Origin of the sequence: Pedobacter sp. UBA5917 (assembly GCF_002432345.1) — a bacterium.
Lineage (GTDB): Bacteria > Bacteroidota > Bacteroidia > Sphingobacteriales > Sphingobacteriaceae > Pedobacter.
In genome coordinates this window covers 25,392-39,259 of sequence record NZ_DJDT01000007.1, presented here as the reverse complement: position 1 = coordinate 39,259, position 13,868 = coordinate 25,392, and the positions used below count along the sequence as shown (strand labels likewise).

Sequence of the window (13,868 nt, the reverse complement as noted above, 5' to 3'; positions counted from 1 at the left end):
AGCTGCCACCTGTACCGCCGCCGCTGCTGCTACCACCACCCCAGCTACTGCCTGAGGAAGATGAGGAGCTGCTGCTACTGGATGATGAAGAAGAAGATGAAGAACTCGATTCTACCAGCATGGCAAGCGTAATCCATTTTATAAATTCTGTTTTTTTACAGAAACTACATTCATTTATCAGTTTAGCCTGCCCCTCGTGGCTATAGGTTGCCGCTCTTGTGGTTACACGTTTATTAAGTTGATATGTCCTGAAATAACAGTCTGGGCATTCCGTGTACTTATTGTAGGCTTCAGCCGGCCAGGCTTTAATAATATGCTCTTTATGGTCAGTGCTTTCCCAAATATCATAATCGTATGCTTTAACTACTTCTTCTTTGCGTTGGCCCTTTGTTAAAAAAGGCTCCCCCTCTATATTGATATCCCGGTCAACACGCATCATTTCCTGGTTTTTACTGTCCAAAACCGGTTTAAAGCGATTGATATTTTTAACCCTTTTAAAGAGGTAGGTAATGATGGTGATTAAAACCAGTGGTGAAAAAATGATCAGCCAAAAGTTCTTTTTGTTGAAACTGCTTACCGAATTGAAAAAGTTTTTATCGTCGTTATGTATTGCCCTTAAGGTAGAAATGTGGAAAAGGTACCGCGCGAAAAGTGCAATGGCCAAAATCACATAAAGTATAATCGGAATATCTTTTCCCCTTATTTTTTCGAATAGATCGAAACCACCAAAAAAGACGAAAATAAAAATGGCAACAAAGGTAATCATGATAACTGCCGCACAGCCTTTTGCCATGGCTGAATCTTTCCCGGTGAGTTTTTTTGTTCCCTGAGCATTTTTTGCCTGTCGGTTTACAATTTTAAAAACCCCGAAAAAAGCCAAAATGATAATTCCGGTGCTGAGCCAAAAATTTTCTAAGAGGCTGCCGGTTTCATGTTGGGTAAAAAACTGGTTAAGCTCTGATTTATTTTCAGGCTTTAAAATTACCTCGCTAATGGCGTTAATGGTATTTACAATTCCTGTGGCAAAATTATTCTCCCTAAAAGCTGGTAAAAGCTGTTGTTCAGCAATATGTTTTAGTTTAACATCGGGCAAAACACCTTCAGCCCCGGTCCCTGTAATAAACCGATATTTACGCCTGTCTTTCGAAATAAATAGCAATAAACCATTGTTACTGGTTTTAGAACCGATGCCCCAGGTATTAAAAAGTTCATAAGCAAAATCGAAATCCTCTTTATCATGGTCAAAATCGTTGACCACTACAACTGCCACCTGCACATTTGTTTTACGCTCAAAATCGGCAATCGTACCGTCTAGTTCAGAAACTGCACTGCTGCCCAAAATACCATCAGGATCGCTTACGTAGCCTCCACCGTTTTTCTTGGGATCGGGAATGTCTTTTACCTGATAAGCCTTTTGTGCGAATGTAAGGTTGGCCGTAAAAATCAGAAGAAATAGAGCAATCGATTTCATTAAATGGGATTCGAGCATCGTAATTTAAGTTGTTAAATGATTTTTACATCATTTAACAACTTAAGTGCCAGTTTAACCTACTCTTTTAAAATTTTTGCCAATACCTTGTCCAATTTTGATTTGTCATTCATGTACGGCTCCAGATCGTAAAGCTGTACGGTTTTAAATTCAATCGGGTGACTTTCGCTCTGTAAAGAAATATAGCCAGAAGTTAACGGTTTCCCATCTATTTTAACTTTAGGATCGAAATTGGAAACATTTCCACCACCAATTTGGGGTTTTGTATATTCGAGTACCACTTCGCCGGCAATAATGTGTTTTACAACCGAATCACCCAGTACTAAAAACTCAGCAGTTACCCATTGGTCGCCTGCATAGGTTTTCGACTTAGAATCAAGGCAGTGTGGGGTAAACAATTTACCGTTATAATTAATCAATGTACCCGGCGTACATACATTGCTGGTATGGCGTTCGTGTTCGCCATCGCCACCTAAAATCTGTCCTTCGATAGAGATAGGAAAGTCCTGGTTTTTTAACATTGTTGCCGGATCCTGGCAGTGCAGCATGGCTCCGCTGTTACGGGTAGCCCAGCCTTCGCCACCTTTGGCCTGCTCGCCAACAAAACGATAGGTTACCTTTAAAAGGTAGGCCGAAAAAGGTTTTTTATAGAAAATATGTCCGTATTGTTGGTCAAATTCTTTGTAACCATCATAACTTACTTTCATCAGCCCATTTTCTACACGGAAGGTATTGGCGTAATTTTCTTTGTAATCGTGTTTGGCAATTTTGATGTTCCAATCTTTTAAATCTTTTCCGTTAAACAGATTGATCCAGCCTTTTTGGGCATTGGAATTTAAAATAAAGAGTGATAGAAATAATACGGTAAGGTAAATTGATTTTAATTTCATAGCAACATTTGGGTTAGATGCTAAAAATATGAATTTTTTTTAAAGTCGATGATTTATCGTAAGATAATCCAGTTTTCAATTGGCAGTTTACAATAGTCAATGACCAGTGAACCAATGATCAATGAACTTTTGCTGACCATTAAGGAGTTAAGAAAATTAAGGTTTTAAGCAATAGTTTTTAGTTTTCAATTTACAGTTGGTAGGTAACAATTCGATTAACCAATTTATACAGTTAACCGATTAACCAAATTACCTAATGAACCAAAAAAGGATTCACCCGCTCCAGCGCAAAATCCAATTGTTCTTGCTGGGTAAGATCGGTATTGTCTAAAATAACGGCATCATCGGCCCTCACCAGCGGACTTTCTTTTCGCGTAGTATCTGCATAATCGCGGTGTGCGAGGTTTTCGAAAACTTCTTCCAAAGTAGTTTCGTTATTGCCTTTGCTTTCCAATTCTTTAAACCTGCGTTCGGCCCTGATTTTCGGGTCGGCCGTCATGAAGAATTTTACAGGTGCATCCGGAAAAACAGTAGTGCCGATATCGCGGCCATCCATTACGATGTTTTTTGATTTGCCCATGCGCTGTTGCTGTTTTACCATTTCGTGGCGTACAAGTTTGTGGGCCGAAACCTCACTAACATTTTCTGATACGGGCATCAAACGGATCTCGTCTGATACTTCTTCGCCGTTTAGGGTAATATGCGATTCGTAATCACGCGAATGGAAATTGAGTTCGATGTGCTGTAAAGCGTCGGCAACCTGCGCATCATCGGCAACACTGATGTTATTTCTCAAAAAATATAGCGTAACGGCACGGTACATCGCCCCGCTATCTACATAAATGAAACCTAATTTTTTAGCCAGTGCTTTTGCTAATGTACTTTTTCCGCAAGATGAATAGCCATCTATCGCTATTACCAGGTTTTTCTTCATCGTGCTGCAAAGGTAAAAAATAGAAATAGAATGCTGAACTTTTTTAGCTGTATAAAGATAGATTCTAAACAAGCTTATGCTAAAACATTGATCTGCTGCCCGTGTTTAGCTATTAAATTAAATACGATTATGTTGTTATCCGAAAAAATGCTATCGGCACTGAATAACCAGGTTAAATTAGAAGCCGAATCATCGCAGGTATATCTGGCAATCGCTTCCTGGCTCGAAACCCAACCGGGTTTAGAAGGTTATACCGAATTTTTTTACCGTCAGAGTGATGAAGAACGACACCACATGTTAAAACTGATCCATTACATTAACGACCGCGATGGACATGCAATAGTAACAGCTTTGGATATGCCCAAAAATTCTTTCGGACAGGTTGTAGAGGTATTTCAGGATTTTCTTGATAATGAGTTATTGGTATCGAAGAGCATTAACGATCTGGTAGAACTTTCGCTAAACGAAAAAGATTACCTCACATTTAAATTCCTGCAATGGTATCTGGATGAGCAACTGGAAGAAGAAAAAATGGCAAAAACCATGTTAGAGAAACTGCAGTTGGTTGGCAGCGATAGGGGAGGCATTTACCAGTTGGATAAAGACATTGTTGGTTTACGTAGCAAGGTGAGCGAAACCAAAGAAGGCGAATAAGTTATTTTTATTATCCCTAAATGTTTACTTTTGCGGCATGTTGCCTACAAGAGAAGAAATTTTACGGTCTGTTACTTTCAAAACTTCCAGAAGTGGAGGCAAAGGGGGGCAGAATGTAAATAAGGTTTCGAGCAAGGTTGAGCTTATTTTTGACCTCGAAACCGCCGCTTCTTTTAGTGAAGATGAAAAAGTATTACTCAAAAGCAGGCTCGAAAACCGGTTGGATGCCGAAGGTTTATTGCACATTGTTTCTCAGGAAGACAGAAGTCAGCTGTTAAACAAAGAGAAAACCATCGCTAAATTGATCGATTTATTAAAAAGGTCGCTCGTTGTACAGAAAAAGAGAAAACCGACCAAAATTCCAAAAGCTGTAATCGAAAAAAGATTAAAAAATAAAGCATCTACCGCCGAAAAAAAGAAAAACAGGAAAATTGTTGGTTTTTAATGTGTTAGGATAATTAATTACTATTTGTTTAGTTGTTTTTGTCCCGTAATTCGAAAAACCCACCCAGTTTAATGATTTGTAATGTAAATGGCATCAAAATTGAGATCGCCGTAACACACACACAAATTAAACCAAATGAAAAGAACAATTTTAGCCTTAGCCCTTGTGGCTACACTTGCCGCCTGCAAGAAAAAAAACGACGAAATCCCAACACCTGTTCCCGAAGAGAAATTATCGCCCGACATTGCTTTTACAGTTAAAGGAGCAACACAGGATTCTAAACCATTGTACCCGGCTTCCGAAACTTTTAACTTTCTGGGATTTGGATATGATGTTACAGGTAAATTTAATGATCAGGCTTCTGTTAGAGCAAATGTGGTCGATGTTGCGGCTTATGATGTCAATAAGCAATATAACATTGTATTTATAAGGGGTACTGAATCCTCGTGGAGGACAATTCAGGCCGAAAATGCTGTCGATTTATCAACGAAATTTTCCAATTCATACAACGCAACAAAAGGTTTAAAACTTTTTGGCAATACCATTGATCAGGTTTTTCCGGAAACAGATGTTACCGATAAGAAGTACGTTTACGGACATTACTCGTACTACATGATTTGGAAGAGATATAAGTTTTTTTACGAACAGTCGGTAAATAATTTTTTAACAGCTGATTTTAAGAAGGATATTACTTTATTAAGTGCCCAGCAACTTGTTGATAAATATGGAACACATGTTTTAACCAACATAAAGATAGGCTCTAAATTTGATGTTATTTACCAGGCAGAGGCGCCACAAAATGACAGAAGAAGTTCTATTGTTATGGAAGGGTTTCGTTATACATTAAAAAGAACATTTGGTTTGCCTACCGGTTACCTAGATGATCCAATACTGCGTAATTTAAATGATAATACTTCGGCCAAAATCTATTATAGTTCAACCGGAGGTGATATCAGCAAACTAAAACCCGAAACCATAAATAACAGGGTTATTGTAAATATTAGCAATTGGGTTGCTACTACTACAGAAGATAAAGCAACTTTTATAGGCGCTTCGGACGACGGTTTGGTGCAATTGGATAATTTTATAAACGATGCAGTTAAGAAAGCTGAGGTTAAAGCCTATATCGAGCAATATTTTGCCGCAAAAACGGTGAAATTAAAAAACTAGTAAAACAAATAAGGGCGATTTTAATCGCCCTTATTTATTAAGTAATCTAAGGTCTGATATCTATTCGGGTACCTGTTTTTACGGAAGTATACAGTTCATCAACTTCACTATCGGTTAAGGCCATGCAGCCATTGGTCCAATCGAAAAACCTTTGGAATTTACCTATAAATCCCAATCCGTTCCTGAGTCCGTGTATCTTAATGTCGCCACCGGGATCTTTTCCCAGTAGTTTAGCCTTTGCAATATCTTTTGCATTTGGATAGGATACTCCAAGATTTTTGTGATAACCGCTGTTCGGGTTTTTCGCACTGATGGTATAAACGCCCTCAGGTGTTTTTTCGTCACCTTCATATGCTTTATGCCCAATGGGGCTGTCGCCTAACGAAATCTGATAAGTTTTAACCAATTTCTGTTCAGAATAAGCCAATAATTTCCGGTCTGATTTTTTTACTATGATATAATCTATTTTGGTATTGGCCGGTAATTTCTTTTCAGGATATAGGTTGTAGACTGCAGCGCTGATAATGAGGAATAAGAGTAGGAACAGTATAGCTTTTTTCATGCTTGTAAGTATAGCGTTAGGCGGTTGGCGTTTAGCGTAAACTAATCTTTTCCCTTTGCAATCGTCATCCTGAACTTGTTTCAGGATCTGTTGAAAGTAAGAAATTTATATATGCCTGTTTATCCTATTAACCCTTTTACAGTATGTAATTTGCCTTAGCAATTAACCGATTAAACAGTTAACCGATTAACCTTTCTCCAGTTTACAGTGGGCAATTTGCAGTTAACAATATAACAATCGAGCAATTAACCCTTGTACAGTCTACAGTAGGCAGTTTGCACTTAACAATTAACCAATTTAAACAGTTAACCAATTAACCCTTGTACAGTTTACAGTAGGCAGTTTGCACTTAACAATTAACCTCCTGAGCGTAGTCGAAGGGTAAACAGTTAACCGATTAACCTATATCTTTCCAAACCTATAATACAAACTCAGGCCACCGTAATTTTGAGCTTTGGCAACACTCTTAACTTCTTTAGTTTTAAAAATCACGTTAAAATCAGCCGTAAATCTTCTCGAACTGTAATTTACGCCAAACTGTTGTTCAAAAACAATCGGTTTTACACCAAATGTTACCGGACTGTTGTTATTAAAAAGGCTCCCCTGGATAGTTGCATCATATGCAACAAAATTGAGTTGCGGTTTTACATAAAAGAAAAATTCTGAATTATTAAGGCTTTTTGTTTTCGAATTACCGATTACTGCATTATGGTAAGCACTGTTAAACAACTGATTTAATTTTCCGGCCCTGAATAGCACCGAAGCGCCTAAACCAGAAAAAGTTGTACCTAAATTGGCATAGCCCTGTGCACTGATATCTACAATCGGATCTTCTGGCCTAAAAAGCAGTTTGCTATAATTCGCAGCCAAATTTACGGCTACTTCATTTTTAATCTGATAATCCCAGCCTGCAGGCGTATAAAAGCCAACAGTTTTATGCAGAAAACGCTGTGCATCCTGTGCAAGCGAGTTTGGTCCAACGGTTCCCAGCTCTACACTGGTTTTTAAAACACTTTCGTTTTTATAAAAAACCGAATAGGCGCCGCCTGCATACAGATAACCTGCAAAAGGCCTGTCCTGGTCTTCTTTATTTGGCACCTGACCCCAATACGGCGTATACATCTTCTGTCCGGCAGAGATTTCGAAAGTCTTTTTCTCTATTTTATCCGATAGCTTTTCGGTATTGAGTGCCCTGCGGAAGTAAATAAATAAGCCATTGGTATAATAGCGGTCGTTTAAAGTAGCCAGATAAGCATCGTTTTCGGTTTTAAAACCAAATTCGTTTTTAAATGATTGCGCAAAACCGGTTGAAACAACCAGACAAAAAACTATAGTGGATAAAATTGATTTCATAAAAAAGTCCCGATGATTACCGGGACTATAAAAGTATTTATTGTAATTGGATTTTTGACTGTTAATTCAAATTTTTACCAATTAGTTTACAATCGGAGCAATTTTAATGCTTAAATCAAGCGGTTTTTTAACCTTATTTTTGGTTAAAGCCAATTCAATTACTTCGCTCATTTCGGTTACATAATGGAATGTTAAGTCCTTAATGTAACTTTCTTTGATTTCTAAAATGTCTTTACGGTTGCTTTTGCAAAGGATAATTTCTTTGATATTTGCCCTTTTTGCCGCAAGTATTTTTTCTTTGATACCACCAACCGGAAGCACTTTTCCACGTAGGGTAATTTCGCCTGTCATAGCCAGATGCTGTTTTACTTTACGCTGTGTAAATGCCGAAGTTAATGCCGTAAGCATGGTAACACCTGCCGAAGGACCATCTTTTGGTGTAGCACCGGCCGGAACGTGAACGTGTACATCCCAGTTGTCGAATAAACTGTAATCGATACCAAATTCGGCTGCGTGTGCACGTAAATAAGCCAAAGCAATTACCGCCGATTCTTTCATCACATCGCCCAGGTTACCGGTTAAGGTTAGTTTTCCTTTTCCAGGGCTTAGGCTCGATTCGATAAATAAGATATCGCCACCAACACTAGTCCAGGCTAAACCTGTTACTACACCCGCTACTTCGTTGCCTTCGTACAAATCTTTATCGTAAATAGGAGCGCCCAAAATGCGTTCTACATCATCATTGGTTAAATTTGCCTCGTAAGTTTCTTCCATGGCAATTTTGGTAGCCACGCCACGTACCAGTGAACCGATTTTTTTCTCCAAACCACGAACTCCCGATTCTCTTGTATAATCTTCGATCACTTTCTCGATCAGGGCAGGTTTAAGGGCAATATCCTTAGTCTGCAAACCGTGGTTCTCTTTCTGTTTTGGCAAGAGATATTTTTTTGCAATCTCTATTTTTTCTTCAATGGTATATCCGTTAACCTCGATAATTTCCATGCGATCTAACAAAGCAGGTTGTATGGTACTTAATGAGTTTGCGGTGGCAATAAACAGAATGTTTGATAAGTCGTAATCCATTTCTACATAATGATCGTAGAAAGCATTGTTCTGTTCAGGATCCAAAACCTCCAGCAAAGCTGATGAAGGGTCGCCACGGTGATCGGTACCCACTTTATCAATCTCATCCAAAACAAATACAGGATTATCTGCACCAGCCTTTTTAATTGATGAAATGATGCGGCCCGGCATTGCACCGATATAAGTTTTACGGTGGCCGCGGATTTCTGCCTCATCGCGGATGCCGCCTAGGGCCATACGTACATATTTACGGCCTAAAGCTTTTGCGATTGATTTTCCGAGTGAGGTTTTACCTACTCCCGGAGGACCAACTAAACATAAAATCGGTGCTTTCATGTCGCGTTTTAGTTTTAGTACCGCCAGGTATTCGATAATACGCTGTTTTACTTTTTCTAAACCGAAATGGTCTTTATCCAAAATGCGCTGTGCTCTTTTCAGGTCGAAATTATCTTTGGTAAACTCGCTCCACGGTAAATCCAAAAGTAGTTCCAGATAGTTCAACTGCACAGAATAATCAGGAGCCGCGGGGTTCATGCGGCCCAGCTTATCAAGCTCTTTGTCAAAATGATCAGCAACAGCCTGTGTCCATTTTTTCTTTTTTGCTTTTTCCTGTAAAGCATCAAATTCTAAATCGGCAGAACTACCTCCCAGCTCTTCCTGGATGGTTTTTAACTGCTGATTTAAGAAATAATCGCGTTGTTGTTTATCAAGATCGGTACGTACTTTAGATTGGATCTGGTTTCTCAGCTCCAGCATCTGCAGTTCAACCATTAAAAGTTCCATTACTTTTTGCGCCCTGTCCTGCAGTTTATCCATTTCAAGGATATGCTGTTTATCGGCCATTTCGGCATTCATATTTGATGAAATAAAATTGATCAAAAATGAATTGCTTTCGATGTTTTTAAGTGCAATACTGGCCTCGCTCGGAATATTCGGAGAGAGCTGGATAATCTGTGCCGACATCTCACGGATAGAGGCAATAAGCGTTTTAAACTCTTTGTCTGCCTTATGTTTCTGCTCTTCGAATTTTTTAACAATAGCCTTGATATAAGGCTCGTTCTGCACTTCTTCAATCAAACTGAAACGTTGCTTACCCTGGATGATTACCGTAGTATTCCCATCAGGCATCTGCAACAGTTTAATGATGTTTGCAACCGTACCAACGGTGTTAAGTTGCTCAAATGTAGGGTCTTCTATCGAAACATCCTTTTGGGATACCACTCCGATAATTTTATTTCCCTTGTAAGCTTCTTTAATTAATTTAATCGATTTGTCTCTTCCAACCGTAATGGGAATCACTACACCCGGAAATAAAACCGTGTTCCGCAAAGGCAATATGGCCAACGTATCAGGCGTTTCCTCATTGTTCATTTCCTCTTCGTCCTGTTGAGACATTAAAGGGAAAAACTCGGTATCTTCGTTGATGATTGGCATTGCTGATTGGAAATCAAATATATCTTGTTTACTCATTATCACATTTTCCGCTAACGACAAACTGGCAGTTTAATCGTATCCACTTTGTTTAATTTTTGTATTAAGTTAATAAATTCAACTCTTGTGCCAAAGTGAAAATAGTATTAATCTTATGTTAAAAAGGCAGAGTAACATAAATATTTCCATCAGCATCATATAAAGCATATTTTAACGTTAAAGCTAATGTTTAAGGCAATTGGTTTTGAATGAAAGAAAATTAAAACTTTTAAATTATCAGAATAGGATTATATTGCAAAAAATTTCTCCTATAATGTTGATAGGCGTTAAATATGTTAAACTTATTACTCATACATGAACTATTTTAAAAAGGCTATTTTAGGACTCCTGATTTTTTCATCTACCGGTAGTTTTGCACAGGGCAATTACGAAAGAAGTATGCAGGCCATGATGAAAGGGGATTATAAAACCGCTGCCATGCAACTTGAAAAAGCTGATGCTAAAACGCCTGATAATGCAAATGTTTTACAGATGCTTGGATATTCTTATTTTCAGAACCGCGAATATGAGAAATGTATTGCAACCTATAGCCGTTTATTAACGGTTAAACCAACCGAGGTTTCTGCCTATTACTACCGTGGAATTGCGAGATTGAAAATTGCAAACGATCCAAAAGAATCGCTAAATACCATGCGTGAAAACTTTTATATGGCTTCTCTCAAAGATTTTACAAAAGCCATCGAAATTAATGGCGATGAAGATGCACAGATGTTCCAGAACCGTGGTTTAGCCTATAAAGATTATGCTATTTTTAAATCTTTTAAAGCAAAGAAAAAAGAAGAAAAAGCTGCTTGTGTAGCCTTATTCAATAATTCGATTGCAGATTTTCAAAAAGTATTGACCTTACAACCATTGAGAAAAGATATTATCGACTGGGTTACTTATGATAAAGCTCAGATTGCGAGTTTGAAGTAATAAAATTAGCTGATATACATAAAAAGAGAGTTCCTATGGCAGGTTACTGTATATCGAAAGCAATAGTTTATAAATATTCATTCTTGATCGATCCGTCATGCTGAATTTATTTCAGCATCTTTTTAGCATGATAGACCCTGAAATAAATTCAGGGTGACGATGACTTCAATTAAAATAGAAAAGGGGACCTGAATATTTCAAGTCCCCTTTTTTTATTTCAGTTTTCCGATAACCGAATATTTCTTTTCATTGAGCAACCTTATTTTTTGGTGTTTTTTGATCAGGTACAGGCTATCTGGAAAATAGGTTAAAGTATCCTGCGATTGATAAAGGATGTTTTTATTGTCAATAATGATCTCCACTTTATCTACTTTTTGACCGTTTTGAATTACAGAAATCTTTTTGATCGGGATTTTCTTACTGTCGGAAGTATAAACTTCTGCTCCATTTTGTTTTTCTGCTTTAAAACTCCCTTTCCAGGAGGTTTTGTTGATGTCGGCATTTACAAAAATGGTCAGCTCTTTTGTCCAATCGGTAATTTTGGCTGTTTTATTTTCCGAAACGCCATTTATGCTTACGGTTTTATCAACCATTGGATTTAACTGCTGTAAACGTGAAATTTCTTTCCCGAAATAGCCCTTGATATCGAAATAGGTCAAACTGGTATTTGCTTCAGCTTCTTTTTGCTGGTTGCATGAAAATAATGCCAAAGCAAATGCCAGAATAGAAAGTTTTTTGATCATTATACTAGAACATTTCCTGTCATTTCTGCCGGAATATCAACACCCAAAATCCTTAAAACAGTAGGGGCAATGTCGCCTAATTTTCCGTCAGCGATGGTTTTGTAATCTTTATCGATTAAAATGCATGGAACCAGGTTGGTGGTGTGTGCAGTATTTGCAGATCCATCGCCGTTAACCATAAATTCGGAATTGCCGTGATCGGCCAAAAGAATAAACGAATAACCATTCTCCAAACCTTTGGTTACTACTTCTTCTGCGCATTTATCAGCCGTTTCTACCGCTTTAACTACCGCTTCAAAAACACCTGTATGGCCAACCATATCCGGATTAGCAAAGTTTAGGCAGATAAAATCGGCCCATCCTGTTTCCATTTCTTTGGTAATGGCTTCGGTAATGCCTGCAGCGCTCATTTCTGGCTGAAGATCGTAAGTAGCCACTTTTGGAGAAGGAATTAAAAGACGTTTCTCATTTGCAAATTCGGCTTCTCTTCCACCAGAGAAAAAGAAAGTTACGTGCGGGTATTTTTCAGTTTCTGCAATACGGATCTGGTTTTTATTGTTGTCGGCAAGCACTTCTCCAATGGTTTTGGTTAAATCATCTTTGGTGAAGATCACATTTACCTTATCAAAACTCTCGTCGTAAGTAGTCATGGTAACATAATACAACGGCAGTTTGTGCATCTGTTGCTCAGGGAAGTCTTTTTGTGTTAGGGCAGTGGTAATTTCACGGCCTCTATCTGTACGGAAGTTGAAACAGATTACCACATCATCATTTTGGATGGTAGCAACAGGGGCACCATTATCCTTTGTTAATACAACTGGTTTTAAAAACTCATCGGTTACACCATCAGCATACGATTTTTTAATCGCTCCAGGAGCATCCTGTGTTTTTTCGCCAATACCATTCACCATTACATCATAAGCCTGTTTTACACGCTCCCAACGGTTGTCACGGTCCATAGCATAGTAACGTCCTATCATGGTAGCCAGTTTTGCATTGGTATTTTGAATATGGTTTTCAAGATCAGTAATAAAGCCCAAACCAGAATTTGGATCAGTATCGCGGCCATCTAAAAAAGCATGAACATAAGTATTCGGTACGTTTGCCTCGTTGGCGGCATCGCATAAAGCTTTTAAGTGTTCGATGTGTGCATGTACACCTCCGTTTGATACAAGGCCAATAAAGTGTACGGCTTTATTGTGCTGTTTAGCGTAATCAAAAGCACTAAGCAAAATCGGATTAGTGTGCAGCGCTCTATCGGTAATTGATTTATTGATTCTTCCAAGCTCCTGGTAAACTACACGGCCGGCACCTAAATTCATGTGCCCAACTTCAGAGTTACCCATTTGTCCGGCAGGTAAACCTACTGCCTCGCCAGAAGCTTCGAGCTTAGAATTTGGGTATTTTTGTAATAACGAATCGAAAAAAGGTGTGTTGGCAGCATAAGCAGCATCAGAATTGTCTTGTTTTCCGTAGCCCCAACCATCAAGGATTATCAGCGCGAGTTTTTTATCGTTTACCATCTTTATTGTAAAATTTATTGATACACATTAAAACATTTTCATGCATAACATGTTTTAGTGTTTTGTTTATATGGCAAATATAACTTTATTGAAGCTTATACAAATTAAGAAATCCTTTTTTTGATGTGCTAATGGCATAATTTTAGCTATAGGGTTCTGTATAAAATACAGAAATGATCCGGAGCTTATTTTTATTCATTATTAGTTTGTCATCATTATATAGTTCTACGGCCTTCCAGGCTGATATTATTGATGATTTATCCTCGTATTTTAAGGCTGGCAACGCAAAAGAGATTGCCAAAAGTTTCGCATCTACCATCGAACTGATCATGGTTGACGAAGAAGATGTATACTCAAAAGCACAGGGTGAACAAATTTTGAGAGACTTTTTTGTGAAACACCCTCCGGTAAAAACAAGTATTTTCCATAAAATTAATACCAACCCCAATTATCGTTTTGGCGTAATCATATTAAGCACTGCCAAAGAAACTTTCAGGGTTTCGATCACGATGAAAAAATTTAACACCAGCTTTTCGATCACTGAATTAAGAATTGAGCCCGCAAAAGACTAAGTAAATTGCCAGCTCATAAATAATTCTTATTTTTGCGGCATAAA

General features: G+C 38.2%; 13 protein-coding genes. 5 read left to right on the top strand and 8 right to left on the bottom strand.

Going from position 1 to position 13,868, the window contains the following annotated elements:
- The 3 genes from B2V92_RS00595 to cmk all read right to left on the bottom strand — a co-directional run.
- The coding region (locus B2V92_RS00595; protein ID WP_293303846.1) for a TPM domain-containing protein at positions 1-1,471 on the bottom strand (1,471 nt) is incomplete at its 3' end.
- Between the two features lie 77 nt (positions 1,472-1,548).
- Positions 1,549-2,379, bottom strand: a complete 831-nt coding sequence (locus tag B2V92_RS00590; RefSeq protein WP_293303844.1) for a 3-keto-disaccharide hydrolase — start codon at positions 2,377-2,379, stop codon at positions 1,549-1,551.
- Positions 2,380-2,632: 253 nt separating this feature from the next.
- The gene (gene cmk, locus B2V92_RS00585; RefSeq protein WP_293303842.1) at positions 2,633-3,313 is read right to left on the bottom strand and encodes a (d)CMP kinase; all 681 of its coding nucleotides are present in this window, start codon (positions 3,311-3,313) and stop codon (positions 2,633-2,635) included.
- 129 nt (positions 3,314-3,442) lie between these two features.
- Here cmk and B2V92_RS00580 point away from each other — a divergent pair, with 129 nt between their 5' ends.
- The 3 genes from B2V92_RS00580 to B2V92_RS00570 all read left to right on the top strand — a co-directional run bounded on the left by B2V92_RS00580 (position 3,443) and on the right by B2V92_RS00570 (position 5,582).
- Positions 3,443-3,967: a ferritin gene (locus tag B2V92_RS00580; RefSeq protein WP_293303840.1), complete on the top strand. Its 525-nt coding sequence runs from the start codon at positions 3,443-3,445 to the stop codon at positions 3,965-3,967.
- Positions 3,968-4,004: 37 nt separating this feature from the next.
- Positions 4,005-4,412: an alternative ribosome rescue aminoacyl-tRNA hydrolase ArfB gene (arfB, locus tag B2V92_RS00575; RefSeq protein ID WP_293303838.1), complete on the top strand. Its 408-nt coding sequence runs from the start codon at positions 4,005-4,007 to the stop codon at positions 4,410-4,412.
- A gap of 135 nt (positions 4,413-4,547) precedes the next feature.
- Complete coding sequence (locus B2V92_RS00570) at positions 4,548-5,582, top strand: MAC/perforin domain-containing protein (protein ID WP_293303837.1); 1,035 nt, start codon at positions 4,548-4,550, stop codon at positions 5,580-5,582.
- Between the two features lie 46 nt (positions 5,583-5,628).
- Here B2V92_RS00570 and B2V92_RS00565 read toward each other — a convergent pair whose 3' ends face one another.
- The 3 genes from B2V92_RS00565 to lon form a co-directional block, all read right to left on the bottom strand.
- Positions 5,629-6,144 (bottom strand): L,D-transpeptidase family protein, encoded by a 516-nt coding sequence (locus B2V92_RS00565; RefSeq protein ID WP_293303836.1) that lies wholly within the window; start codon positions 6,142-6,144, stop codon positions 5,629-5,631.
- A gap of 402 nt (positions 6,145-6,546) precedes the next feature.
- Positions 6,547-7,497 (bottom strand): lipid A deacylase LpxR family protein, encoded by a 951-nt coding sequence (locus B2V92_RS00560; protein WP_293303834.1) that lies wholly within the window; start codon positions 7,495-7,497, stop codon positions 6,547-6,549.
- An 81-nt stretch (positions 7,498-7,578) separates the two neighbouring features.
- Complete coding sequence (gene lon / locus B2V92_RS00555; protein ID WP_293303832.1) at positions 7,579-10,050, bottom strand: endopeptidase La; 2,472 nt, start codon at positions 10,048-10,050, stop codon at positions 7,579-7,581.
- Positions 10,051-10,365: 315 nt separating this feature from the next.
- On the opposite strand from lon, the gene B2V92_RS00550 reads away from it, so the two are divergent.
- On the top strand, positions 10,366-10,986 hold the full coding sequence (locus B2V92_RS00550) for a tetratricopeptide repeat protein (RefSeq protein ID WP_293303830.1): 621 nt from the start codon (positions 10,366-10,368) through the stop codon (positions 10,984-10,986).
- A gap of 212 nt (positions 10,987-11,198) precedes the next feature.
- Here B2V92_RS00550 and B2V92_RS00545 read toward each other — a convergent pair whose 3' ends face one another.
- Together B2V92_RS00545 and gpmI are read right to left on the bottom strand one after the other, a co-directional pair.
- Positions 11,199-11,729: a hypothetical protein gene (locus tag B2V92_RS00545; RefSeq protein WP_293303828.1), complete on the bottom strand. Its 531-nt coding sequence runs from the start codon at positions 11,727-11,729 to the stop codon at positions 11,199-11,201.
- Positions 11,729-13,252 carry a 2,3-bisphosphoglycerate-independent phosphoglycerate mutase gene (gene gpmI, locus B2V92_RS00540; protein ID WP_293303826.1) on the bottom strand — a complete coding sequence of 508 codons (1,524 nt, stop codon included), beginning with the start codon at positions 13,250-13,252 and terminating at the stop codon, positions 11,729-11,731. Before gpmI ends, B2V92_RS00545 begins: the two co-directional genes overlap by 1 nt.
- Positions 13,253-13,458: 206 nt before the next feature.
- Between gpmI and B2V92_RS00535 the strand changes: the two genes are divergently transcribed.
- Complete coding sequence (locus tag B2V92_RS00535; RefSeq protein WP_293303825.1) at positions 13,459-13,824, top strand: DUF4783 domain-containing protein; 366 nt, start codon at positions 13,459-13,461, stop codon at positions 13,822-13,824.
- The last annotated feature ends 44 nt before the right edge of the window (positions 13,825-13,868 follow it).

Bases quoted from the DNA above. Each gene is read 5' to 3' on its own strand.
- B2V92_RS00580 (WP_293303840.1), top strand. From the start codon at position 3,443: ATGTTGTTATCCGAAAAAATGCTATCGGCACTGAATAACCAGGTTAAA.
- cmk (WP_293303842.1), bottom strand. From the start codon at position 3,313: ATGAAGAAAAACCTGGTAATAGCGATAGATGGCTATTCATCTTGCGGA.
- B2V92_RS00590 (WP_293303844.1), bottom strand. From the start codon at position 2,379: ATGAAATTAAAATCAATTTACCTTACCGTATTATTTCTATCACTCTTT.
- arfB (WP_293303838.1), top strand. From the start codon at position 4,005: ATGTTGCCTACAAGAGAAGAAATTTTACGGTCTGTTACTTTCAAAACT.
- B2V92_RS00550 (WP_293303830.1), top strand. From the start codon at position 10,366: ATGAACTATTTTAAAAAGGCTATTTTAGGACTCCTGATTTTTTCATCT.
- B2V92_RS00565 (WP_293303836.1), bottom strand. From the start codon at position 6,144: ATGAAAAAAGCTATACTGTTCCTACTCTTATTCCTCATTATCAGCGCT.
- gpmI (WP_293303826.1), bottom strand. From the start codon at position 13,252: ATGGTAAACGATAAAAAACTCGCGCTGATAATCCTTGATGGTTGGGGC.
- B2V92_RS00570 (WP_293303837.1), top strand. From the start codon at position 4,548: ATGAAAAGAACAATTTTAGCCTTAGCCCTTGTGGCTACACTTGCCGCC.
- B2V92_RS00560 (WP_293303834.1), bottom strand. From the start codon at position 7,497: ATGAAATCAATTTTATCCACTATAGTTTTTTGTCTGGTTGTTTCAACC.
- B2V92_RS00545 (WP_293303828.1), bottom strand. From the start codon at position 11,729: ATGATCAAAAAACTTTCTATTCTGGCATTTGCTTTGGCATTATTTTCA.
- lon (WP_293303832.1), bottom strand. From the start codon at position 10,050: ATGAGTAAACAAGATATATTTGATTTCCAATCAGCAATGCCAATCATC.